This window comes from Kitasatospora cathayae (assembly GCF_027627435.1).
Classification (GTDB): domain Bacteria; phylum Actinomycetota; class Actinomycetes; order Streptomycetales; family Streptomycetaceae; genus Kitasatospora; species Kitasatospora cathayae.
On sequence record NZ_CP115450.1, the window covers coordinates 6676247 to 6699200 of the forward strand.

Sequence of the window (22954 nt, forward strand, 5' to 3'; positions counted from 1 at the left end):
GGCCATGTCTTCCCGGGGCGGGTAGTCCCGTCGGCCTAGGCTGGGCGTCCCGGGCGGCCGGTGGGCCGTGGGAGTCGGGAGGGGCCCGGCGGCCGGGTTGGCGGAGGAGGTTCGCGATGGACAGCGAGGAGTCGACCGCCAGGGTGCGCTGCGTGGCGGCCGTTCCGTGCTGGGTGAGCCTGATGGCCCGGGACCTGGAGGGTGCCAAGGAGTTCTACGGCCCGCTGCTCGGGTGGGAGTTCGAGCCCGGGCCGGAGCGCTTCGGCCCGTACGTGCACGCGGTGACGGGCGGGGAGGCGGTGGCCGGGCTGGGGGTCGCGGGCGTCGGGGCGGTGCCGCTCGCCTGGACCAGCTACTTCGGGACGGAGAGCGCCGACGCCGTCGCCGACGCGGTGCGCGAGCGCGGCGCGACCCTGGCGGTCGGCCCGCTGGCCTTCGACGAGGGGCGGGTGGCCTTCGCGGCGGACCCGGCCGGGGCGGTGTTCGGCATCTGGGAGGGCCCGCTGGGCCGGGCCCGGAAGCTGGACCTGCCGGGCGCGCCGGTCTGGATCGAGCTGCGCACCCCGGACCCGTTCGCGGCGGCGCTGTTCTACGGCGAGGTGTTCCGCTGGGACGGCCGCGACCCGGAGCGCTTCGAGGTCCGCTGGGAGCACGACCGGGTGGTGCTGCGGGCGGAGGGGCACAACGTCGCGGCGCTGGCCAGGGAGCAGGCGGGCGGCCCGGCGGGCACGCCGCCGCACTGGGAGATCTCCTTCGCCGTACCGGACACCGATCAGGCGCTGGCCCTGGCATTGGAGCTGGGCGGTTCGGTGATCGGCCCCGCCTTCGACACCCCGTACGGGCGGGTGGCCCGGTTGCGGGACCGGGAGGGGGCCCGGTTCGCGGTGATCAGCCCGAAGGCCTGACCAAGGGCCTGAGCCGGCTCGAAGGGCTGACCAAGGACCTGAGTCAGCCCGAAGGGGTGACCGGGGGACCGGGTGAATCCGGGCTGCCGAGCTCCTCCCGCTCCGCCCTCAGCCGTTCGCCCAGCTCCGCCCGGGCCGCCGCGGGCAGGGTCTTGCGGGCGGCCGGGAAGAGCACCTTCTCCTCGCCGGTGAGGTGCCGCCGCACGGTGTCGGCGAGGCCCTGCAGCAGGGTGTCGAAGGCCGGGTCGGCCGGGCCGAGTCCTTGCAGGTCGGCGAGGTACTGTCCGATCGCCAGGTGGTCGTGGATGCTGCTGAAGACCAGTGCCCCGCCCTCGGGCACGTCGTGCTGGACGACCGGGAAGAGGTGCTCCTCCTCGGCGGCGCAGTGGGTGAACAGCAGGTCGGTCAGCCGGGCCACCAGCTCGGCGCGCTCGGCGGAGCCGGCCGGCGCCGTCTCGGCCCGGTCGAGCAGCTCGGTGACCGCCTTGTGGTCGGCGGTGAACTCGCCGAGGATGTCCGGCCTGCGGCTCATGGCGTGACCGCCTCTCGTCCGGGATCAGGACTGCCCCCGTACTGTCCAGTATCCGGCGCCGCCCACCGCAGCTCCTCATGATCCGGCTCCGGCCGTGCCCGACAGCCCTCAGCCGCCGTCCCGCCGCCCGGTGATGGCCAGCAGCCGGGTCTGCGGGCTCGCGTCCTCGGGCACCGGCAGCGGCGGGTCGAACAGTCCGCTGCCGGAGAGGTCGCCGTAGCCGGAGACCTCGCCGAGCGCGAAGCCGACCAGTTCCGCCGGGAGCCGGGTGCGGGTCCCGATGCCCTCGGCGAGGTCCCAGGTGTGGATGGCCAGGTCGGTGGTGAGCTGGTCCAGGTAGTCCTGCCCGGAGACGTCGCCGAAGGAGAGGTGGACGGTGAGCTCGGTGGCGCCGGGGACCTCCCAGGCCTGCCGGGCGGCTTCGGCGGCGGCCGCCCAGGCCGCGACCGGGTCGTCGCCGAGCACGTCGCCGTCGAACCGGCCGCCGATCTCGGCGATGGTGGCGCCCATCAGCAGCTCGGGCACCCAGAGCTGCTCGCCGGTGATGTGGTTGACCAGCTCGCGGACGGACCAGTCGGCGCACGGGGTGGGGGCGTCCCACTGCCCGGGCGTGACCAGTCGGACCCGCTCGTCGAAGGCGGCGAGCGCCTCGGGGTACGGCGTGCCGGGCCGGGCGGCCCGCTGGTGTTGCCTGCGGTGAGCCATGTCTCCACCCTGCCCCGGTCCCGGCGGGGCGCGCGAGTCGCTCATGGACCGTCAGTTGTTCAAATTCGAACTCCAAGGTACGGTCGAGGAGCGGCCGGTTCAAATTTGAACAACAGGCGCGGGCGCACCACACCACACCCTGCCCGGCCGCACCGCCACACACACCCCTACGACCGACCCCGATCGATGGAGACGCGCATGCCGAGCAGCAGCCCGAGCACGACCGCCGCCACCAGCCCCACCGCCCGCCGCGCCCGGTTCGGCTCCGGGTCCGCGGCCACCTCCCCGCACGCCTATGACGCCGGGCTCCTGCTCCTGCGCCTGGTGCTCGGCCTGACCATGGCCGCGCACGGCAGCCAGAAGCTGTTCGGCTGGTTCGGGGGCGGCGGGATCGACGGCACCGGTCAGTTCTTCACCATGAGCGGCTACCCGGCGGGCAACGCCATGGCGGTGGTCGCCGGCCTCACCGAGATCCTGGGTGGACTCGGCCTCGCCGTCGGCCTGTTGACCCCGCTGGCGGGTGCCGCCGTGGTCGGCACGATGGTCAACGCGATCGCCGTCACCTGGGGCGGCGGCTTCTTCGCCCCGAAGGGCAACGAGTACGAGCTGCTGCTGACGGCGGGCGCCGCCGCCCTCGCGCTGACCGGCCCCGGCCGCTACGCGGTGGACCGCTTCCTGCCGGTGCTGAAGGCGCACCGCCTGGCGTACGGCGTGGCCGCCGTGCTGGTCGGCCTGGCGACGGCCGGGGTGATCCTGCTGCTGCGCAAGTAGTCCGGCGCCGTAACGACAGGCGCAACCAGCCTGACCGGAAGCCGTGGTGACGGATCGTCGCCACGGCTTCCGCGCGTTCCGCGCACGGGCCGCACCGCGTCATTCGCCGATCCGCACCAGCGCCAGGGTGATGTTGTCCGGCCCGCCCGCCTCGATCGCCGCCTTCCACAGCTCGAAGGCGGCCTTCCCGTCGGCCCGTTCGGACGTGTCGTACGACCGGCCGAGCAGTTCGGCCAGTTCCTCCTCGGTCACCGGGTCGGTCAGGCCGTCGCTGCACACCAGGTAGCGGTCGCCGGCGGCCAGCGGCGAGACCCGCACGTGCGGTTCGACGACGGTGAGGCCGAACGAGCCGCCCAGGGTCTGGGTGACCACCGAGGTGGTGCGCCGGCCGGGCGGCAGCGGCGGGCTGTCGTCCACGCTCACCCGGTCCAGCCCGTCTCCGCTGACCCGGTAGACCCGGCTGTCGCCGACGTTGAAGACCACGGCCTGCCCGGGCAGCAGCACCACCCCGGCGACGGTGGTGCCCATCGCGGCCAGCTCCGGCTCTCCGGCGGCGGCCGCGTGGACCGCCCGGTTGCACTCCTGCAGTTCCTCCCGGACGGCCTCCTCCCCGTCCAGTCCGCCCCCGGTGGCGGCGAGCCGGCGGGCGACCAGCGCGCTGGCCACCTCGCCGCCGGGGTGGCCGCCCAGCCCGTCGGCGACCGCGACCACGCAGGGCGGGCCGAGCGGGAAGAGCAGGGTCTGCGGGTTGGTGGTCACGGTGGCGCAGAGCGTCCACGGGCCGACTGCGAGACTGTCCTCGTTGTGTTCCCGCACCAGGCCCTCGTGGCTCAGCGCGCTCACCGCGATGTACGGCGCCATCGGTTCGCCGTCCTTCCGGAGGGTCCCGAGTCGTGGTCTCCCGGAGGGTCCCGAGTCGTGGTCGGGGCCCGCCTTCCATTGTCGGCGGGAACCGGGGGAATAACGATTCGCGCCCGGATGCTAAGGTGGTTGAAAGTTGGACTACCTGGGACCTCCTGGAGTGTGGTGAGCAGCATGCAGTTCGGAATCTTCAGCGTCGGCGACGTCACCCCCGACCCGACCACCGGCCGCACCCCGACCGAGCACGAGCGGATCAAGGCCATGGTGGCCATCGCGCGCAAGGCCGAGGAGGTCGGGCTGGACGTCTTCGCGACCGGCGAGCACCACAACCCGCCGTTCGTCCCGTCCTCACCGACGACCATGCTCGGCTACATAGCCGCGCAGACCGAGCGCCTCATCCTCTCCACCGCGACCACGCTGATCACCACCAACGACCCGGTGAAGATCGCCGAGGACTTCGCGATGCTCCAGCACCTCGCCGACGGCCGGGTGGACCTCATGATGGGCCGGGGCAACACCGGCCCGGTCTACCCCTGGTTCGGCAAGGACATCCGCCAGGGCATCCCGCTCGCGATCGAGAACTACGCGCTGCTGCACCAGCTGTGGCGCGAGGACGTGGTCGACTGGCAGGGCCGCTTCCGCACCCCGCTGCAGTCCTTCACCTCCACTCCGCGCCCGCTGGACGACGTCCCGCCGTTCGTCTGGCACGGCTCGATCCGCAGCCCGGAGATCGCGGAGCAGGCCGCCTACTACGGAGACGGCTTCTTCGCGAACAACATCTTCTGGCCCAAGGAGCACTTCCAGAAGCTGATCGACCTCTACCGCGAGCGCTACGCCCACTACGGCCACGGGACGCCCGAGCAGGCGATCGTCGGCCTCGGCGGGCAGGTGTTCATGCGGAAGAACTCCCAGGACGCGGTGCGCGAGTTCCGTCCGTACTTCGACAACGCGCCGGTGTACGGGCACGGCCCCTCGCTGGAGGAGTTCACCGAGCAGACCCCGCTGACCGTGGGCAGCCCGCAGGAGGTCATCGAGAAGACGCTGAGCTTCCGGGAGAGCTTCGGCCACTACCAGCGCCAGCTGTTCCTGATGGACCACGCCGGCCTGCCGCTGAAGACCGTGCTGGAGCAACTGGACCTACTCGGCGAGGAGGTCGTGCCGGTGCTGCGCGAGGAGTTCGCCAAGGGCCGCCCGGCCGAGGTGCCGGACGCGCCGACCCACGCCGCGCTGGTCGCGGCCCGCGACGCCCGGGAGAAGGAGGAGGTCTCCAAGTGACCGCGTTCAAGCTGGCGGTGGTGACCGCCGGACTGAGCAAGCCGTCCTCGACCCGGCTGCTGGCCGACCGGCTCGCCGAGGCGACCGTGCGCCGGCTCGCCCGGGAGGGGCGGGAGGCGGAGGTCACCGTGATCGAGCTGCGCGACCTCGCGGTGGACATCGCCAACGACTTCGTCACCGGCTTCCCGGCCCCCGCGCTGCGCGGGGCGATCGAGACGGTGACGGAGGCGGACGCGGTGATCGCGGTGACGCCGATCTTCACCGCCTCCTACAGCGGCCTGTTCAAGTCCTTCTTCGACGTGATCGACCACGACGCGCTCACCGGCAAGCCGGTGCTGATCGCCGCCACCGGCGGCACGCCCCGGCACTCGCTCGCCCTGGAGCACGCCGTGCGGCCGCTGTTCGGCTACCTGCGGGCGGTCGTGCTGCCGACCGCCGTGTACGCGGCCACCGACGACTGGGGCACGGCGGGGGACGCGCTGACCGACGGCCTGCCGGGCCGGATCGACCGCGCGGCGGGCGAGCTGGCGGCCCTGCTGGCCGGGCGCGGCCAGACGGCGAGGGCCGCGCTGCCCGAGCAGGTGGTCCCGTTCGCCGAGCAGCTGGCGGCGCTGCGGGTCTGACGCCGGACGGCCGACCGCGGACGGCCGAGGGGGCGGATGCGCGAAGGAGCGCACCCGCCCCCTCGGCATGCGCTCGGGCAGCGCGGCCCGGCCACCCGAACGGCCCCTGCGGAGCGGTCTCCGCCGGTGCCGCCGGCGCCTTCGGTGGGACCGTTCGGCTGCGTGTCGGCCGTGCCGATGCGTCCGTTGTGCGGTGTCATCGTTGGCATGCAGCCCGAACCGCAAGCCGTGCTCTCCCCGCTGACCGGCGCGGCGGTCTTCCTGGTCCTCACCGTCGAACCCGGCGGCGAGGAGGCCGTCCGCGACCTCCTGCCCGATCTCGCCGGACTGCGCCGGTCCGTCGGCTTCCGGGCCCCCGACGGCGCCCTCACCTGCGTCACCGGCATCGGCTCCGCACTCTGGGACCGCCTCTTCGACGGCCCCCGGCCCGCCGACCTCCACCCCTTCCAGGAACTGGCCGGCCCCCGGCACCGCGCCCCGGCCACCCCCGGGGACCTGCTGCTCCACCTGCGGGCCGAGCGGATGGACCTCTGCTTCGAACTGGCCGGCCAGCTCACCACCCGCCTCGCCGGGGCGGCCACCGTGGTCGACTCCGCGCACGGCTTCCGGTACTTCGACGACCGGGACCTGCTCGGCTTCGTCGACGGCACCGAGAACCCCGAGGGCCGGGCCGCCGTGGACGCCGCCCTGGTCGGGGCGGAGGACCCGGACTTCGCCGGCGGCAGCTACGTCATGGTGCAGAAGTACCTGCACGACCTGGACAAGTGGAACGCGCTGAGCGTCGAGCAGCAGGAGGGGGCGGTCGGCCGCACCAAGCTCACCGACATCGAACTGGACGACGACGTCAAACCCGCCGACTCGCACGTGGCCCTCACCGTGGTCACCGGCCCGGACGGCGAGGAACGGAAGATCGTCCGCTACAACATGGCCTTCGGCTCCTTCGAGCGCGGCGGCGAGTTCGGCACCTACTTCATCGGCTACGCGCGCGACCCCGGGGTGACCGAGGAGATGCTGCGCAACATGTTCCTCGGCGACCCGCCCGGCACCACCGACCGGCTGCTCGACTTCTCCACCGCCGTCACCGGCTCGCTGTTCTACGTCCCGAGCGCCGACTTCCTCGACGCCCCGCCGCCCGCCCCCGCCGCTCCCGCTGCCCCAGCCGGCCCCGCCGCCGAGGCCCGTGCGGACGGCTCGCTCGGCATCGGCAGCCTCAAGCCGACCTCCTGAAGCCGACGTCCCGAAGCCGACCGCCTGGAAGCAGCCCTCCCGAACAGGACCCGCACCGTGAACAACCTGCACCGCGAACTCGCCCCCGTCTCCGCCGCCGCCTGGGAGGAGATCGAGGAGGAGGCCCGGCAGACCTTCAAGCTGCACATCGCCGGCCGCCGGGTGGTCGACCTCGCCGGCCCCGAGGGCACCACCCTCGCCGCCGTCGGCACCGGCCACCTCACCGGCATCGACCCACCCCTCGACGGCGTCCGGGCCCACGCCCGCGACAGCCGCCCGGTGGTCGAACTGCGCGTCCCCTTCACCGTCGGCCGGGAGGCCGTCGACGACGTCGAGCGCGGCTCCCGCGACTCCGACTGGCAACCGGTCAAGGACGCCGCCCGCACCCTGGCCCGCGCCGAGGACCGCGCCGTCTTCGAGGGCTACCGGGCCGCCGAGATCGAGGGCATCCGGGCCGGCTCCAGCAACCCGCCGGTCCAGCTCCCGGACGACGTACGGGAGTACCCCGAAGCCGTCAGCCGCGCCCTCACCGCCCTCCGCCTCGCCGGGGTCGGCGGACCGTACTCGCTCCTGCTCGGCGCCGAGGCCTTCACCGCCGTCAACGAGACCAGCGACCACGGCTACCCCGTGCACAACCACCTGGCGCGGCTGCTGGACGGCGACATCATCTGGGCCCCCGCGATCGAGGGGGCGTTCCTGCTGTCCACCCGGGGCGGGGACTTCGAACTCTTCCTCGGCCAGGACGTCTCGGTGGGCTACCTCTCCCACGACGCGGACTCGGTGCAGCTGTACCTTCAGGAGTCGCTCACCTTCCGCGTGTACACGGGAGAGGCGGCCGTCGCGCTCCGGGGCTGACGCCCGGACCCCGTGTCCGCCTCCGGCCGCCGCGCCCGATCGCCGGGTAGGGTACTGAGTGCCTTTACGAGGGGTACTGAGTGCCGTATTCTCTCGGTGGAGCCTCTGACGCCAGTCGAAGAAAGCCGACACGGCATGCCGGTCCAGGTGGCGCTTGCGGCGCGCGGGCCGCGGCCGGGCCGGACTTGGCACTCAGTACCCTCGGCCTGACCTGAGGCCATGGATCCAGTGCATCCGTGCACCCGTGACAGGAGAAACCGCTCATGAGCTTGAGGATCGTCGTCTGTGTGAAGCACGTGCCGGACGCGACGGGTGACCGTCGTTTCGCGGACGACCACACCACCGACCGGGAGGGTGTGGACGGCCTCCTGTCGGAGCTGGACGAGTACGGCGTCGAGCAGGCGCTGCGGATCGCCGAGGCGAACGGCGACGCCGAGGTGACGGTGCTCACGGTGGGTCCGGACGACGCGAAGGACGCGCTGCGCAAGGCGCTGTCGATGGGTGCGGACAAGGCCGTTCACGTGAACGACGACGACATCCACGGCTCGGACGTGATCGGGACGTCGGCGATCCTGGCGAAGGCGCTGGAGAAGACCGGGTTCGACCTGGTGATCGGCGGCATGGCGTCGACGGACGGCACGATGGGTGTGCTGGGCGCTGCTGGCGGAGCGGCTGGGTGTGCCGCAGGTGACGCTGCTGTCCGAGGTGTCGGTCGAGGGCGGCGTGGTCAAGGGGCGTCGGGACGGTGACGCGGCGACCGAGCTGGTCGAGGCGGCGCTGCCGGCCGTGGTCTCGGTGACGGACCAGTCGGGTGAGGCCCGTTACCCCTCGTTCAAGGGGATCATGGCGGCGAAGAAGAAGCCGGTGGAGTCGCTGGACCTGGACGACCTGGGCATCGAGGCGGACGAGGTCGGCCTGGCGGGTTCGTGGACGGCGGTGGAGTCGGTGGCGGCGCGTCCGGCGCGTACCGCGGGCACGGTCGTCAAGGACGAGGGCGAGGGCGGCAAGCAGCTCGCCGCCTTCCTCGCCGACCAGAAGTTCATCTAGTCCGCACCCCGACCCCCGAACCAGCGAAACACGGAGACATAGAGCAATGGCTGAGATTCTCGTCCTGGTGGACCACGCCGAGGGTGCGGTCCGCAAGCCCGCCCTGGAGCTGCTGACCCTGGCCCGCCGCATCGGCGAGCCGTCCGCCGTCGTGCTGGGCGCCGGTGCCGCGGCCGCCGACATCGCCGCCAAGGCCGCCGAGTTCGGCGCCGCCAAGGTGTACGTCGCGGACGGCGCCGAGTTCGCCGACCAGCTGGTCGTCCCCAAGGTGGACGCCCTGGCCCAGATCGCCAAGGCCAATGACGTGGCCGCCGTCCTGGTGACGTCCTCCAGTGAGGGCAAGGAGGTCGCCGCCCGCGTGGCGCTGCGCCTCGGCTCCGGCATCATCACCGACGCGGTGGACGTCCGCGCCGGCGACCAGGGCCCGGTCGCCACCCAGTCGGTGTTCGCCGCCTCGTACACCGTCGACTCCCGCGTCAGCAACGGCGTGCCGGTCATCACGGTCAAGCCGAACGCCGTCGCCCCGGAGGCCGCCCCGGCCGCCGGCGCGGTCGAGAACGTGTCGGTGGAGTTCACCGGCAACGCCGCCAAGGTCACCTCGCGCACCCCGCGCGTCTCGACCGGCCGCCCGGAGCTGACCGAGGCCGCCATCGTGGTCTCCGGCGGCCGTGGCGTCGGTGCCGCCGAGGGCTTCGGCGTGGTCGAGGAGCTCGCGGACGTGCTCGACGCCGCCGTCGGTGCCTCGCGCGCCGCCGTCGACGCCGGGTGGTACCCGCACAGCTCCCAGGTCGGCCAGACCGGCAAGCAGGTCTCCCCGCAGCTGTACGTGGCCAACGGCATCTCGGGCGCCATCCAGCACCGGGCCGGCATGCAGACCTCGAAGACCATCGTGGCCGTCAACAAGGACCCGGAGGCCCCGATCTTCGAGCTCGCCGACTACGGCGTGGTCGGGGACCTCTTCGAGGTGCTGCCGCAGCTCACCGCCGAGGTGAAGGCCCGCAAGGGCTGATCCGCGCAGCGGAAGAACGGAGGGCGTGGCACTCGGTACCCCGGTACCGAGTGCCACGCCCTCCGTCGCGTCGCGCCTCGTCGCATGGCCGACAGGGGCCCGCGGTCCGCCGCGGGGCCCGTCGCGGCCTACTCGGCGAAGGCCGCCAGGTGCTGGGTGAACCCGCCCTTGAGCGGCGGCAGCGGGCGCGGCTCGGCCTCCTGCTCCACCGGCGGCTCCTCCACCGGCAGCAGCCGCAACTCGGGCTGGTCGGAGCCGGGGGAGGAGTACAGCCGCACCCGGGTGCCGACCGGGACGGTGCTGCGCATCCCGTCGACGATGCACCAGACGTCGAACCCCTCCGTCATCCGGATCAGCGACTTCTGGCGGACCAGCGGCGTGCGGGCCTGCTCGACCGCGCAGCGCCGCACGACGCCGGTGCCCTCGCTGGGCTCCAGCCGCAGCTCGGTGGAGCCGCAGGTGGGGCAGAGCAGCCGCTGGAAGGTGGGGTTGTTGCACCAGGTACAGCGCTGGAAGTACAGCGTCGTGCTCCGGGTGTCGGCATCGATGGCTGAGTGGACCACGTTGTCATCTCCCTGCGCTCGGACCGGCTCTGTCGGCAGAAGTACGTCAGTAGTTCGGCTGTAGTACGACAGGAAAAGGATAGGGAACTCAGTGCCGCCCTGTGAAGGCACTGAGTTCCCTTTTTGCCGCGCGCATGCATAATGAAGGGTACTGAGTACCGTCGTGAAACAGGAGTGGCGATCATGAGCCAGGACTTCGATCTCTTCCGCGTCTCCGAGGAGCACGAGATGCTCCGTGAGGCGGTGCGTTCGCTGGCCGAGGCGAAGATCGCTCCGTTCGCGGCGGAGGTGGACGAGCAGGGGCGGTTCCCGCAGGAGGCGCTGGACGCGCTGCGGGGCAACGACCTGCACGCGGTGCACGTGCCGGAGGAGTACGGCGGTGCGGGGGCGGACGCGCTGGCGACGGTGATCGTGATCGAGGAGGTCGCGCGGGTGTGCGGCTCGTCGTCGCTGATCCCGGCGGTGAACAAGCTGGGGTCGCTGCCGGTGCAGCTGTCGGGTTCGGAGGAGCTGAAGGCGAAGTACCTGGGGGCGCTGGCGCGGGGCGAGGGGATGTTCTCGTACTGCCTGTCGGAGCCGGAGGCGGGTTCGGACGCGGCGGGGATGAAGACCCGGGCGGTGCGCGACGGTGACTTCTGGGTGCTGAACGGTGTGAAGCGGTGGATCACCAACGCGGGGGTCTCCGAGTTCTACACGGTGATGGCCGTCACCGATCCCTCGATGCGGTCGAAGGGCATCTCGGCGTTCGTGGTGGAGAAGGGCGACGAGGGCGTGTCGTTCGGTGCGCCGGAGAAGAAGCTGGGGATCAAGGGTTCGCCGACGCGTGAGGTGTACTTCGACAACGTGCGGATCCCGGCGGACCGGATGATCGGTGCGGAGGGCACCGGTTTCCAGACGGCGATGAGGACGCTGGACCACACCCGGGTGACGATCGCGGCGCAGGCGGTGGGCATCGCGCAGGGTGCGCTGGACTACGCGAAGGGCTACGTCCGGGAGCGCAAGCAGTTCGGGAAGGCGATCGCGGAGTTCCAGGGGATCCAGTTCATGCTGGCGGACATGGCGATGAAGCTGGAGGCCGCGCGGCAGATGACGTACGTGGCGGCGGCGAAGTCGCAGCGCGGGGACGCGGATCTGACGTTCTTCGGTGCGGCGGCGAAGTGCTTCGCGTCGGACGTGGCGATGGAGGTGACCACGGACGCGGTGCAGTTGCTGGGTGGTTACGGCTACACGCGGGACTACCCGGTGGAGCGGATGATGCGGGACGCGAAGATCACCCAGATCTACGAGGGCACCAACCAGGTCCAGCGGATCGTGATGGCCCGCAACCTGCCGTAACGGCGCTCGGACGTGCCCCGACGGCCGGACGGGCCAGCCCACCGGCCGTCGGGGCCGACGCATCGCGCCGATGCTAAGTTCCGGAGAATGAGCGACAAGGAAGAGCAGGACCTGCCCATGAACGACGGGCCCTCGAAGCCGGCGATGCGCGAGGCGCTGGTGGCCGCGGCCTTCGAGCTCTTCCTGGAACGCGGCTTCGAGCAGACGACGATCGACGACATCGTCTCGCTCGCCGGCGTCGGCCGACGCTCCTTCTTCCGCTACTTCCCGGCCAAGGAGGACGTGGTCTTCCCCGACCACGAGCGCGGCCTCGCCGAGATGACGGAGTTCCTGGACTCCGGCACCGGCGAGGAGGACCCGGTCAAGCACGCCAGCGACGCGGCCCGCCTGGTCCTGCGGATGTACGCCGAGCAGCCCTCCTTCTCCGTCCAGCGCTACCGCCTCACCCGCAAGGTCCCCGGCCTGCGGGCGTACGAGCTGTCGGTGGTCTGGCGCTACGAGCACACCCTCGCCGCCTACCTGCGCGGCCGCTTCGCCGACCGCCCGGACGGCCCGCTGCGCGCCGACGTGATCGCCGCCGCCGTGGTCGCCGCCCACAACCACGCCCTGCGCACCTGGCTGCGCTCGGGCGGCGAGAGCGACTGGGTGGCCGAGGTCGACGCGGCGATGGCCTTCGTCACCTCCACCTGGAGCGACCGCCCCACCGACACCACCCCCGAGGGCGCCGACGCGACCGACGACGTGGTCGTCCTGGTCGCCAGCCGCCGGGCCCCGCTGTGGCGGATGGTCCAGGGCATCGAGACCGCCATCGGCGACACCCGCCGGATCTGACGGCCGGTGGGCCCGGCGCCCCGGCGGCGCTCGCCGTCGGCGGCGAACACCGAACACCCCGAGCCGACAGCCGCTCTGACGGGCAGATGCCTTGGCGATGCGGTGGTGACCGAGATGCTCCGCCCTACCCGGGGAAAGCGAAAGGCCCCAGATGAACTGGGGCCTTAGCCGGTGTCCGAGGGGGGACTTGAACCCCCACGCCCGATAAAGGGCACTAGCACCTCAAGCTAGCGCGTCTGCCATTCCGCCACCCGGACGGGGTGTCGTCCTCGCGGCTTCCGATCTCTCGTCCGTCGCGCTGACAGATGTAACTGTAGCAAAGATCGGCTTGGGCTCCCAAAACGGCTCCGGACCGGGTGGCCGGGCCGGTGGCGGAGGCGGGGGGTGCCCTGTGGCGGGGGTGTGACCAGGGGGTTTCGGGGTGGGGCCGGGGGGTGGATCGGGACCGGGGGCTGGGGGAGGATGGGCGGACGTGCTCGTACGGCCCGGGTGCAGGTCCTGGGGGTGGCGCGCTGGTGCGTCGGTGCGGGCCAAAGACGAGGAGTGACCGTGAGCGAGCGGAGCGGGTCGGCGGCGCCGAAGGTGACGGCTGAGTCGGAGGTCGCGGAGATCTGTCGCGATCTGATCCGGATCGACACCAGCAACTACGGTGACGGTTCCGGCCCGGGCGAGCGCAAGGCGGCGGAGTACGTGGCCGAGCAGCTCGCCGAGTTCGGCCTGGAGCCGCAGATCTTCGAGTCGGCCAAGGGGCGGGCCTCGACCGTGGTCCGGATCGAGGGCGAGGACCGGTCCCGCCCGGGCCTGCTGATCCACGGCCACACCGACGTGGTGCCGGCCAACGCCGCGGACTGGACGTACGACCCCTTCGGCGGCGAGATCGCCGACGGCTGCGTCTGGGGGCGCGGCGCGGTCGACATGAAGGACATGGACGCGATGACCCTCGCGGTCGTCCGCGACCGGCTGCGCACCGGCCGCAAGCCCCCGCGCGACCTGGTGCTGGCCTTCCTCGCGGACGAGGAGGCGGGCGGCACGTACGGCGCCCGGTTCCTGGTGGACAAGCACCCGGAGCTGTTCGAGGGCGTGACCGAGGGCATCGGCGAGGTCGGCGGCTTCTCCTTCACGGTCAACGACCAGGCGCGGTTCTACCTGGTGGAGACGGCTGAGAAGGGCATGCACTGGATGCGCCTGACGGTCGAGGGCCGGGCCGGGCACGGTTCGATGGCGAACGACGACAACGCGATCACCGAGCTGTGCGAGGCGGTCGCCCGGCTCGGCCGGCACAAGTTCCCGCTGCGGATCACCGACAGCGTCCGGGCCTTCCTGGACGAGCTGTCGGACGTGCTCGGGTACCGGCTGGACCCGGAGGACATGGACGAGGTGGTCCGCGTGCTGGGCGGCATCGCCAAGATGATCGGCACCACCTTCCGCAACACCGCCCAGCCGACCATGCTCGGCGCCGGCTACAAGGTGAACGTGATCCCCGGTCAGGCCACCGCGCACCTGGACGGGCGCTTCCTGCCCGGCTACGAGGAGGAGTTCCTGGCCGAGCTGGACAGCGTGCTCGGGCCGCGCGTGAAGCGCGAGAGCCTGCACTCGGACCGGGCGATCGAGACCAGCTTCGACGGCTCGCTGGTCGAGGCGATGCAGACCGCGCTGCGCGCGGAGGACCCGATCGCGCGCGCGGTGCCGTACTGCCTGTCGGGCGGGACGGACGCCAAGTCCTTCCAGGACCTCGGGATCCGCTGCTTCGGCTTCGCGCCGCTGCAGCTGCCGCCGGAGCTGGACTTCGCCGGGATGTTCCACGGCGTGGACGAGCGGGTGCCGGTGGACGGGCTGAAGTTCGGCGTCCGGGTGCTGGACCGCTTCATCGACGCCTGCTGAGCGATCCCGGACTCCTCCGCGCCTGCTGATCAGGCGACTGGGTCGGCCCGTTCCCGGACTGCCGGGGGCGGGCCGACCGCATTGTCGGAGCGCATGATTGTGAGACGGGCGGAGGAGGTCAACAGAAACGATTCTTCCCGTAATTCCGCGTCGATTGCCCGTGCGAAGCATCACCGTTGCGGGTGAATGGCAAATCTGTTCCGTACCCCGTTTGCCGCAGCGTCGTTCATTCCTGTGCAGCCCGCCGAACGGGTTGCGTTGTCCGTACAGGAGGAATGATGAAGGTCAAGAAGATCGCCGCTGTCGCCGCCGCCACCGGTGGCCTGGTGCTCGCCGCCGCCGGTGTCGCGTCCGCTCACGGCGGTGCCGCCGCCGATGGTGTGACCGCGGGCTCCCCGGGCGTCGTCTCGGGCAACCAGGTCCAGATCCCGGTCCACGTGCCGGTCAACGTGTGCGGCAACACCGTCAGCGTGATCGGCCTGCTGAACCCGGCGTTCGGCGACCACTGCGCCAACTTCTGAGTCAACCTCCGGGCCGCTGAGGCCCGTTGAGCCCGATTCAGTACGGCCCCCGGGCGGCGGACGCGCCGCACCGGGGGCCTTTGCGCGCTCCGGCGCGGTGCTCGGCAAGGCCCGGACGTCCCGATCGCTCGATCGGGTGAAGTCGCTTCGTTCGGCTCAACCTCCCCGTTGGCCTCTCGTTAACTCCTGTGCAGTTGAAGACCTTGCGTGATTTCCGGACATACGAAAATTCCGACTTTCATAAGGTTCATGTCAAGGTCGCCATGCCGTCTCGAAACGTCAGGGGAAAACATGAGGAATGTAGCCAAGAAGGGGATCCTCACCGCCGTCGCCACCGGCAGCGTGCTGGCCTCGACCGCAGGCTACGCCTACGCGGCCGCCGAGGCGCAGGGAGGTGCCGCGGGCTCGCCGGGCGTCGCCTCGGGGAACTCGGTGCAGGTCCCGGTCGAGGTGCCGATCAACGCCTGTGGCAACACCGTCGACGTGATCGGCGTGCTGAACCCGGCGTACGGCAACCGCTGCGCCAACATCGACGGCCGTCACGCCGCCCCGCAGCCCGGCCAGACCGGTCAGTCCGGCGGCGACAGCTCCGGCACCGGCGCCGACCGCGGTTCCTCCGCCTCGGGCGCCTCCGCCGGCGGCACCACCGCCGGCTCGCCCGGTGTGGCCTCCGGCAACAGCGTCCAGGCTCCGGTGCACGTCCCGGTGAACGCCTGCGGCAACTCCGTGAACGTGGTCGGCGTCGGCAATCCGGCCTTCGGCAACGGTTGCGGCAACGTGGCCCAGCCCGCCCCGAAGCCGACCGACGACTGCACCGAGGGCCACACCCCCTCCACCCCGCCGTCGACCCCGCCGTCGACGGGCGGTGACACCCCCCCGGGCGGCGGACGCAACGGCGGCCCGTCCACCAGTGCCACCCCGAGCGCCCCGGCCACGAGCAACGGCGGCACCCAGGCCGTCCCGGCGGCTCCGAGCACCCCGGCCTCCCCCGCCGCGCAGAGCGTCGCCGCGGAGGGGCAGTTGGCCCACACCGGCGCCGGCGGCGTCGAGGTGCTCGGAGCCGCCGGGCTCGCGCTGCTGATCGGCGGCGGCGTGCTCTACCGCCGCGCCCGCGCCGGCGCCCGCTGATCCCTCCCGCCGGCTGAGTTCCGGTCCGCTGAGCCCCGACCGCTCAGCGGCACCCGTCGGCGGAACGGCGCATCCGTCGGCGGAACAACAGCGGAACGACAGACGAAACGACGCACCCGTGGCCGCCCGATGAACGGGCGGCCGCGGGTGCGTGAAAGCTCGGCGCGCACTTCCTCAGGGCGACCGGACCTCGCCCGTCACCAGCTCCGGACCTGCCGGATGATCCGCCGCTTCAGCCGGACCGTCCGGCTGCCGTCGGGGAACAGCCTCAGCCGGTCGAGCTCCCAGTGCCCGTACTCGGCGTGCTCGGTGAGCAGTTGGCGTGCCGCGTTGCGCGTCGTCCCGCGCGGCATGCGCAGCGACTGGTACTCGTACTCCGGTTGCCGGACCGGCTTCGGTGGGGTCAAAACGCTCCTCCTGAGGATCACCTGCACGCAAGCCTACGGCCTGCCCCGGACAGTCGGCCCGGGTATTTCCGGCCGTCCTCCCGTCCCGCTGCGGCGGTTCGACGGCCCGTGGTCCGGGCGCTCGTCTGACAGTGCATCAGTTCTGTTGCTGTTGTGGAGTGGATACCCCGACACCGGCGCGCGAAGCGGCACCCGGACGGCCCCGCCGGACCGGCCGCACGCCCTCCGCGCCCGTCCCGCGCCGGTTCTACCGGTGGACAGAAGCCCCCGAATCGGACATCAGGGGGGAAGTTGCGGTGAAATCGCGGGTGTAGACGACAACCGCTGTGCGTACCGGCACCGCGGGGAGATAGCGTCTGCACCATGTCTGATGCCGCGCAGCCCACCATTGCCGAGGTACGCGCCGCCGCTGAGGCGGTCAAGGCCGCCATCGACCGTCATCTCGAAGCGGTGTCAAGCCCCAACGCAGCCGATGATCCCGCCGTGTCCGCCGCCTACGAGCAGCTCGCGACGGCGGCCATCGCCTACGACCAACTCCTGTACGAGGCCTACGACGAGGTCACCCCGTTCGAGATCCCCGGCGACGAGGGACCGGGCGGCTACCACGGCCCGGAACAGCCCGAGGCGATCAGCGTGCTGATCCGCCGCGACTACCACGTGGTGGACCCCGAGCGGCTGCGCGCGCAGGCCGAGCGGCTCGACGAGTCGCTGACCCCGGGCGGTGCCGGCGGCGTGAACGCGGCGATCGGCGTGCTGTTCGGCGAGTACGAGCCGGACGAGATCGCCGCCCGCAGCGAGGAGTTCGGCCTCGAGGAGGCGGACTCGACGCTCTGGGTCGCGGCCACCGAGCCGACCGAGCCGGGGGAGTGGCTGCCGGAGCCCTTCGAGCACGCCGACCCGCAGCTGCTGATCTGCCGGTTCGACGTGAGCGAGGTCTACGACGACGAGGACCCCGACGACTGACGTAGCCCGTACGCACGGAGGGCGGGCCCGGGAGCACCGGGCCCGCCCTCCGTGCGTCAGCGGGCAGGAACTAGGACGCGGAGGCCGCGTTCTCCGCGAGGATCGCCCGCAGCCGGGTGGTGCGCGGCTGCGCCGGGCGCTCGGCGACGGCCTGGACGAGCGCCGGGCCGGCCGCGTGGACCACGGACAGGTGCCGCTCGGCGCGCCCGAACGCGGTGTAGACCCACTGCCGGGAGAGCGCCGGACCGGCGTCCTCCGGCACCACGACCACCGCGGCGGGCCAACGGCGGCCCAGCGCCTGGTGGACGGTCAGCGCCCAGCCGTGCCGCAGCCGGCTCGCCTCGGCGGGCGGGACGGTCCGGCGCGAGCCGTCGGCGTACTCCAGGTGCAGGCCGGCGGCGTCGCCGTCCAGCACCCGGGCCGGGCGGGTGATCCCGGGCGCGGGGGACTCCACCACCCGGTCGCCCGGGTCGAAACCGCCGAACCGGCCGGGGCCGGGGTTCAGCCGGGCCTTGGCGGCGGCGTTCAGCGCACGGGTGCCGGCCGGGCCGCCGTGGCCCGGGGTGAGCAGCACCACCTGCTCGGCGCGGATGCCGAGCGCGCGCGGGATGGAGTCGGTGAGCAGCTGGATGGCGCGGTGGACGGCCTCGCCGCCGTCCCTGGCGGTCAGGATGACCACCTCCTTGTCCGGCGCCTCGACCGGCTGGAGCTCGCCGATGCCGACCCCCGAGACCAGCTCGCCGATCGGGCCGAAGTCCGGGGTGCGGGAGGCGACCGTCGGGCAGACCTTGGCGGCCAGCAGGTCGGCGAAGAACCGGCCCGGGCCGGCCGACCAGAGCTGGCCCGGGTCCCCGCTGAGCACCAGCCGGGTGCCGTCCGCGAGCGACTCCAGCAGGGTGGCGGCGAGTTCGACGTCCAGCAGCGGCGCGTCCAGCACGACCAGGAGGTCCAGGGCGAGCGAGCCGTCGTGGGCGCGACCGGGGCCGGCCGCGCCGGACAGCAGCTCGGCGAGGGTGACCACCGGGGTCTCGGCCTCGCTGAGGGAGTCGAAGGACTCCTTGCCCTGGTCGGTCCAGGTGGCGGCCCAGGCCCGCAGTCCGAGCCCCCCGGCGGCGGCCAACAGCGCGGCCGGCTCGGCCCGGGCCGCCTCGCCGCCGGTGTGCAGCACCAGGGCGCTCTCGGCGACGGCCCGGATCAGGGCGGTAGCGGAGGAGGAGGGCGCGGCCTCGGCGGCGGCCGCCCAGGCGGCGGGGCCCGGGGAGACGGGCGCGGTCTCGGTGGACTCCTCCGACTCCGACGTCGGCTCCTCGGTGTCCTCGACCTTGACGTCCTCGCCCGGCACGAAGGTGGCCATCAGCTGGAGCAGCTTCTCGGCGAGGCTGACCTCCGCCATCGCGAGCCCCTCCAGCGCGAGCAGCGCGTGCGTCGGCGTCTCGTCCTCCTCACCGCCCGCCGCGTGCGCCTCGGCCCCGCTCAGCTCCTCCTGGAAGAGCAGCACCCGCCCGTCCGCGAGGACCTCCTCGATCGCGGCGGCCGGATCGGGCATCCGGAGCCGTTCGAGCCCGGCGGCCACCTCGGCCAGCTCCTGGGCCGAGTGCCCGCGCAGTGCCGCCTGCTCCAGCTGCCAGACCACCAGCGCCCGGGCCCGGCGAGGGTCGTCCGGGGCGGCCTCGTCGCCGAGCAGCCCGCGGGCGAAGTGGTCCGCGTGCTCGGGGCGTACGCCCGGCAGGCCGAGGACCGCCCAGGGGTCCTGGCGCAGCCGTTCGGCGGCGCCGTCGCCGAACGCGGCCACCGCGGCGGCCGCCAGCTCGACGGGGGCGCCGCCGGCGGTCAGCACCGCGACCGTCTCCTGGAGCACGTCGGCGCTCGGCTCGTGGGACCGCACCGCCGGGGCAGCGGGAGCGGCCGGGACGGGCGCGGCGGGTGCTGCGGGCCTGGCGGGTGCCGACGGAGCGGCCGACACCTGGACGTCCTCGGCCCCGGAAGTCTCCGGCCCGGTGTCCTCGGGCTCCGCCACCTTCGGAGCGGAAGGCCCGAGCCGGTGAGCCCCCGGCTTCGCTTCCTGCTGCTCGATCCGGCGGACCCGCGCCGCGAGCTCGGCGATCTTCGCCGCCTTCTCGGCAGGCGAGAGCGCGGTCCCCTCCGGAGCGCCGTTCCCCGTGTCACTCATCGTCGTCCGCTCCAAAGGTCACTCCACTGCACGTTCTGCACTGCCCGTTCTGCTCGACGACCCGGCCCAGGGGCTACAGCTCGGTCCACCCCTGGTCCGGGTAGCGGTGCACCGGCGACGAGATGTCGTCCAGCGCGCCACGGATCTCATCCGGAAGCGTAAGCGCCTCCACCGACAGTGCCGCCTGCAGCTGTGCCACCGTGCGCGCCCCGACCAGCGCACTCGCCACTCCGGGCCGGTCCCGCACCCACGCCAGCGCGACCGCGAGCGGGCTGCTGGCCAGCCCGTCGGCGGCAGTGGCGACGGCGTCCACGATCCGCCGGGAGCGCTCCCCGAGGTACGGCTGGACGAACCCGGCGAGGTAGGCCGAGGCGCCGCGCGAGTCCTGCGGAACGCCGTGCCGGTACTTGCCGGTGAGCACCCCGCGCCCGAGCGGCGAGCCCGCCAGGATCCCGACGCCGGCGTCCAGCGCGGCGGGCAGCGCCTCGCGCTCGATGCCGCGCTGCAGCAGCGAGTACTCCAACTGGGCCCCGGCCAGCGGCATCCGGCCGTGGTGGGCGCGCTGCCAGGTGGCGGCCTTGGCGAGCTGCCAGCCGCTGAAGTCGCAGACCGCGGCGTAGCGGGCGCGGCCGGAGGCGACGGCGATGTCGAGGGCGCTGAGGGTCTCCTCGACCGGGGTCATCGGGTCGAACGCGTGCACCTGCCACAGGTCGACGTAGTCGGTGCCGAGTCGGCGCAGCGAGGCGTCCAGGGCGGCGAGCAGGTGGCCGCGCGAGCAGTCGAAGCGGCGGGCGGACTCGGGGACGCTGCCCGCCTTGGTGGCGATGACGAGTTCGGAGCGCGGGACCAGGCTGTCGGTGAGGCGGGAGATCAGGTACTCGGCGCCGCCGTCGGCGTACACGTCGGCGGTGTCGACCAGGTTGCCGCCGGCGTCGACGAACTCCTTGAGCTGCTCGGCGGCTTCGTGCTCGTCGGTGTCGCGGCCCCAGGTCATGGTGCCGAGACCGAGGCGGGAGACCTGCAGGCCGGTACGGCCGAGGTGACGCTTTTCCATCGACGGGCCCTCCACTGGCCGGGTGGCACCGGTGGCCCCGGTAGCCCTGTAAACGCGCAGGTGGGGAGAGCGCTCCCCACGTCGGCTGAGCGTAGCGGCCGGTACCCCGGGCAGGGGCGCAGACCCGCAGAACGATCATTTAGTCGCGCCCGCTCGCCTCCGAGCCCTCCTGACCCGGTGCCGACGGTCGGCGCTCCCTCGCTCTCCCCCAGCCTTCGGCCGGGGGTACCCCCACCGTCGCTCCCTCGCTTCTCCCTTTCGGCACCGGCGGGCCCTTCGGCTCGGGGCGGGCCGCTGTGACCCAGACCACCGCTACCCGTCAGTAGCCTGACCCGCACGGACACCATTACGCTCGACCACCAAGCCCACCCGACTGGAAGGTTCGGCACATGCGACTCGGCATCAACCTCGGCTACTGGGGACTCGGCATGGATGCCGACAACATCACGGTGGCCCAGGAGGCGGACCGGCTCGGCTACTCGGTCTGCTGGGCGGCCGAGGCGTACGGTTCGGACGCCGCGACCGTGCTGAGCTTCGTCGCCGCGAAGACCGAGCGGATCGACGTCGGATCGGCCATCTTCCAGATCCCGGCCCGCACCCCGGCGATGACCGCGATGACCGCCGCGACCCTGGACACCCTCTCCGGCGGCCGCTTCCGGCTCGGCCTCGGCGTCTCCGGCCCGCAGGTGTCGGAGGGCTGGTACGGCGTGAAGTTCGACAAGCCGCTCGCCCGCACCCGCGAGTACGTGGAGATCATCCGCAAGGCGATGTCCCGCGAGCGCCTGGTGCACGAGGGCGCGCACTGGACCCTGCCGCTGCCCGGCGGCCCGGGCAAGCCGATCAAGCTGACCGTGCACCCGGTGCGCGAGCACATCCCGCTGTACGTCGCCGCGATCGGCCCGAAGAACCTGGAGCAGACCGGCGAGATAGCCGACGGCTGGCTCGGCATCTTCTTCGCCCCCGAGCACGCCGCGCTCTCCCTCGACCCGCTGAAGGCCGGGCGCGCCAAGGCCGGCAAGTCCCTGGACGGCTTCGACCTCTGCCCGACCGTCACCATCGCCGTCGGCGAGGACATCAAGGCCGGCGTCGACTCCCAGCGCTCCTACGCCGCGCTCTACATCGGCGGCATGGGCAGCAAGGAGAAGAACTTCTACAACCAGCTCACCCGGCGGATGGGCTACGAGCAGGCCGCCGACGAGATCCAGGAGAAGTACCTGGCCAAGGACTACGCCGGCGCCGCGGCCGCCGTCCCGCACGACCTGATCGACGCCACCTCGCTGATCGGCGACACCGCCCGGATCGCCGACCGGATGCAGGCCTACGCCGACGCGGGCGTCACCACCCTCACCCTGGCCCCGTCCGGGTTCACCCTGGACGAGCGGATCCAGGCGCTGCGCACGGGCGTCGAGGCGCTGGAGCAGGCCGGGCTCGCGTAACGACGGGACGGGCGGCGAGCAGCACAGCGGGAGGCCAGCAGCACCGCGGGAGCAACAGCCCGAGCCGGAACGGCAGCCCGACCGGGAACCGCCCCCCACGGCCGCGCCCGGAGGCCGTAGGCTAAGCCCCATGCCCACCCTGCTGCTCGTCCGTCACGGCCGCTCGACCGCGAACACCGCCGGGATCCTGGCCGGTTGGACCCCCGGCGTCGACCTGGACGACACCGGGCGCGCCCAGGCCGCCGCGCTGGCCGGCCGGCTGGCCGGGATCCCGCTGGTGCAGGCCGTCAGCAGCCCGCTGGAGCGCTGTCGGCAGACCCTGGAGCCGCTGCTCGCCGCCCGCCCCGAGCTGAACCCGCCGGCCGAGGACGAGCGGCTGGGGGAGTGCCGGTACGGCGAGTGGACCGGCCGTCCGCTGGCCGAGCTGGCCAAGGAGCCGCTCTGGCGCACGGTGCAGGACCACGCCGCCGCCGCGGCCTTCCCGGGCGGCGAGTCGCTGCGCGAGCTGAGCCACCGCACGGTCAGCGCGGTCCGCGAGTGGAACGCGAAGATCGCCGCCGAGCACGGCGAGGACGCGGTCTGGGTCGCCTGCTCGCACGGGGACGTGATCAAGGCGGTGGTGGCCGACGCGCTCGGCCTGCACCTGGACCACTTCCAGCGGATCAGCGTCGAGCCCTGCTCGGTCACCGCGATCCGCTACACCCCGCAGCGGCCCTTCGTGCTCAGGATGGGCGACACCGGCGACCTCTCCTCGCTGGCGCCCAGGCCCGCCGCCGCCCCGGCCACCCCGGCCGGTGACGCGGTGGTCGGCGGAACGGCCTGAGCGGCGCGCGACACCGCCGCACCCGCGGGCGC

Annotated in this window: 22 protein-coding genes, 1 tRNA gene and 1 pseudogene; 16 read left to right on the forward strand and 8 right to left on the reverse strand. The window is 72.8% G+C overall.

The annotated features are described in order from the left end of the window. Positions 1 to 116: 116 nt before the first annotated feature. On the forward strand, positions 117 to 905 hold the full coding sequence (locus O1G21_RS30320; RefSeq protein ID WP_270148155.1) for a VOC family protein: 789 nt from the start codon (positions 117 to 119) through the stop codon (positions 903 to 905). A gap of 43 nt (positions 906 to 948) precedes the next feature. Here O1G21_RS30320 and O1G21_RS30325 read toward each other — a convergent pair whose 3' ends face one another. Beyond that, on the reverse strand, positions 949 to 1437 hold the full coding sequence (locus O1G21_RS30325) for a hemerythrin domain-containing protein (protein ID WP_270148156.1): 489 nt from the start codon (positions 1435 to 1437) through the stop codon (positions 949 to 951). A gap of 108 nt (positions 1438 to 1545) precedes the next feature. Then, complete coding sequence (locus O1G21_RS30330) at positions 1546 to 2142, reverse strand: TIGR03086 family metal-binding protein (protein ID WP_270148158.1); 597 nt, start codon at positions 2140 to 2142, stop codon at positions 1546 to 1548. Between the two features lie 198 nt (positions 2143 to 2340). Here O1G21_RS30330 and O1G21_RS30335 point away from each other — a divergent pair, with 198 nt between their 5' ends. Beyond that, entirely contained in the window at positions 2341 to 2913 is a 573-nt protein-coding gene (locus O1G21_RS30335; RefSeq protein ID WP_270148159.1) for a DoxX family protein, read from the forward strand. Between the two features lie 99 nt (positions 2914 to 3012). Here the strand turns inward: O1G21_RS30335 and O1G21_RS30340 are convergent, their stop codons facing one another. Continuing rightward, positions 3013 to 3774, reverse strand: coding sequence for a PP2C family protein-serine/threonine phosphatase (locus tag O1G21_RS30340; protein WP_270148161.1), 762 nt, complete (start codon positions 3772 to 3774; stop codon positions 3013 to 3015). Positions 3775 to 3948: 174 nt separating this feature from the next. Between O1G21_RS30340 and O1G21_RS30345 the strand changes: the two genes are divergently transcribed. The 6 genes and pseudogenes from O1G21_RS30345 to O1G21_RS30370 all read left to right on the forward strand — a co-directional run bounded on the left by O1G21_RS30345 (position 3949) and on the right by O1G21_RS30370 (position 9810). Beyond that, entirely contained in the window at positions 3949 to 5049 is a 1101-nt protein-coding gene (locus tag O1G21_RS30345) for an LLM class flavin-dependent oxidoreductase (protein WP_270148162.1), read from the forward strand. Then, entirely contained in the window at positions 5046 to 5672 is a 627-nt protein-coding gene (locus tag O1G21_RS30350) for an FMN reductase (protein WP_270148163.1), read from the forward strand. Before O1G21_RS30345 ends, O1G21_RS30350 begins: the two co-directional genes overlap by 4 nt. Before the next feature lie 207 nt (positions 5673 to 5879). Beyond that, positions 5880 to 6899 (forward strand): Dyp-type peroxidase, encoded by a 1020-nt coding sequence (locus O1G21_RS30355; protein WP_270148164.1) that lies wholly within the window; start codon positions 5880 to 5882, stop codon positions 6897 to 6899. A 57-nt stretch (positions 6900 to 6956) separates the two neighbouring features. Next, the gene (locus tag O1G21_RS30360) at positions 6957 to 7754 is read left to right on the forward strand and encodes a family 1 encapsulin nanocompartment shell protein (RefSeq protein ID WP_270148166.1); all 798 of its coding nucleotides are present in this window, start codon (positions 6957 to 6959) and stop codon (positions 7752 to 7754) included. Positions 7755 to 8017: 263 nt separating this feature from the next. Further along, a pseudogene (locus O1G21_RS30365) lies at positions 8018 to 8801 on the forward strand (electron transfer flavoprotein subunit beta/FixA family protein). 46 nt (positions 8802 to 8847) lie between these two features. Beyond that, the gene (locus O1G21_RS30370) at positions 8848 to 9810 is read left to right on the forward strand and encodes an electron transfer flavoprotein subunit alpha/FixB family protein (RefSeq protein WP_270148167.1); all 963 of its coding nucleotides are present in this window, start codon (positions 8848 to 8850) and stop codon (positions 9808 to 9810) included. 128 nt (positions 9811 to 9938) lie between these two features. On the opposite strand, the gene O1G21_RS30375 is transcribed toward O1G21_RS30370, so the two are convergent. Beyond that, positions 9939 to 10373, reverse strand: coding sequence for a PhlB family protein (locus O1G21_RS30375; protein WP_270148168.1), 435 nt, complete (start codon positions 10371 to 10373; stop codon positions 9939 to 9941). Positions 10374 to 10556: 183 nt separating this feature from the next. On the opposite strand from O1G21_RS30375, the gene O1G21_RS30380 reads away from it, so the two are divergent. Next, positions 10557 to 11708 carry an acyl-CoA dehydrogenase family protein gene (locus tag O1G21_RS30380; protein WP_270148170.1) on the forward strand — a complete coding sequence of 384 codons (1152 nt, stop codon included), beginning with the start codon at positions 10557 to 10559 and terminating at the stop codon, positions 11706 to 11708. A 144-nt stretch (positions 11709 to 11852) separates the two neighbouring features. Then, complete coding sequence (locus O1G21_RS30385; protein WP_270151334.1) at positions 11853 to 12539, forward strand: TetR family transcriptional regulator; 687 nt, start codon at positions 11853 to 11855, stop codon at positions 12537 to 12539. A gap of 172 nt (positions 12540 to 12711) precedes the next feature. On the opposite strand, the gene O1G21_RS30390 is transcribed toward O1G21_RS30385, so the two are convergent. Continuing rightward, positions 12712 to 12796: transfer RNA gene (locus O1G21_RS30390), tRNA-Leu, on the reverse strand. Positions 12797 to 13088: 292 nt separating this feature from the next. Here O1G21_RS30390 and O1G21_RS30395 point away from each other — a divergent pair. The 3 genes from O1G21_RS30395 to O1G21_RS30405 all read left to right on the forward strand — a co-directional run bounded on the left by O1G21_RS30395 (position 13089) and on the right by O1G21_RS30405 (position 16069). Further along, positions 13089 to 14420: a M20/M25/M40 family metallo-hydrolase gene (locus tag O1G21_RS30395; RefSeq protein ID WP_270148171.1), complete on the forward strand. Its 1332-nt coding sequence runs from the start codon at positions 13089 to 13091 to the stop codon at positions 14418 to 14420. Between the two features lie 278 nt (positions 14421 to 14698). Then, positions 14699 to 14941 (forward strand): chaplin, encoded by a 243-nt coding sequence (locus tag O1G21_RS30400; protein WP_405000739.1) that lies wholly within the window; start codon positions 14699 to 14701, stop codon positions 14939 to 14941. A 291-nt stretch (positions 14942 to 15232) separates the two neighbouring features. Next, positions 15233 to 16069, forward strand: a complete 837-nt coding sequence (locus O1G21_RS30405) for a chaplin (protein WP_270148173.1) — start codon at positions 15233 to 15235, stop codon at positions 16067 to 16069. Positions 16070 to 16266: 197 nt separating this feature from the next. Here O1G21_RS30405 and O1G21_RS30410 read toward each other — a convergent pair whose 3' ends face one another. Then, positions 16267 to 16476 carry a DUF5703 family protein gene (locus O1G21_RS30410; protein WP_033350848.1) on the reverse strand — a complete coding sequence of 70 codons (210 nt, stop codon included), beginning with the start codon at positions 16474 to 16476 and terminating at the stop codon, positions 16267 to 16269. Positions 16477 to 16839: 363 nt separating this feature from the next. On the opposite strand from O1G21_RS30410, the gene O1G21_RS30415 reads away from it, so the two are divergent. After that, positions 16840 to 17439: a hypothetical protein gene (locus O1G21_RS30415; RefSeq protein WP_270148176.1), complete on the forward strand. Its 600-nt coding sequence runs from the start codon at positions 16840 to 16842 to the stop codon at positions 17437 to 17439. A gap of 70 nt (positions 17440 to 17509) precedes the next feature. On the opposite strand, the gene O1G21_RS30420 is transcribed toward O1G21_RS30415, so the two are convergent. Then, positions 17510 to 19609, reverse strand: coding sequence for a helix-hairpin-helix domain-containing protein (locus tag O1G21_RS30420; RefSeq protein ID WP_270148177.1), 2100 nt, complete (start codon positions 19607 to 19609; stop codon positions 17510 to 17512). Positions 19610 to 19682: 73 nt separating this feature from the next. Continuing rightward, entirely contained in the window at positions 19683 to 20663 is a 981-nt protein-coding gene (locus O1G21_RS30425; protein WP_270148178.1) for an aldo/keto reductase, read from the reverse strand. A gap of 389 nt (positions 20664 to 21052) precedes the next feature. Between O1G21_RS30425 and O1G21_RS30430 the strand changes: the two genes are divergently transcribed. Together O1G21_RS30430 and O1G21_RS30435 are read left to right on the forward strand one after the other, a co-directional pair. Next, positions 21053 to 22099 carry an LLM class F420-dependent oxidoreductase gene (locus O1G21_RS30430; RefSeq protein WP_270148179.1) on the forward strand — a complete coding sequence of 349 codons (1047 nt, stop codon included), beginning with the start codon at positions 21053 to 21055 and terminating at the stop codon, positions 22097 to 22099. A 130-nt stretch (positions 22100 to 22229) separates the two neighbouring features. After that, positions 22230 to 22922: a histidine phosphatase family protein gene (locus O1G21_RS30435; RefSeq protein WP_270148180.1), complete on the forward strand. Its 693-nt coding sequence runs from the start codon at positions 22230 to 22232 to the stop codon at positions 22920 to 22922. The last annotated feature ends 32 nt before the right edge of the window (positions 22923 to 22954 follow it).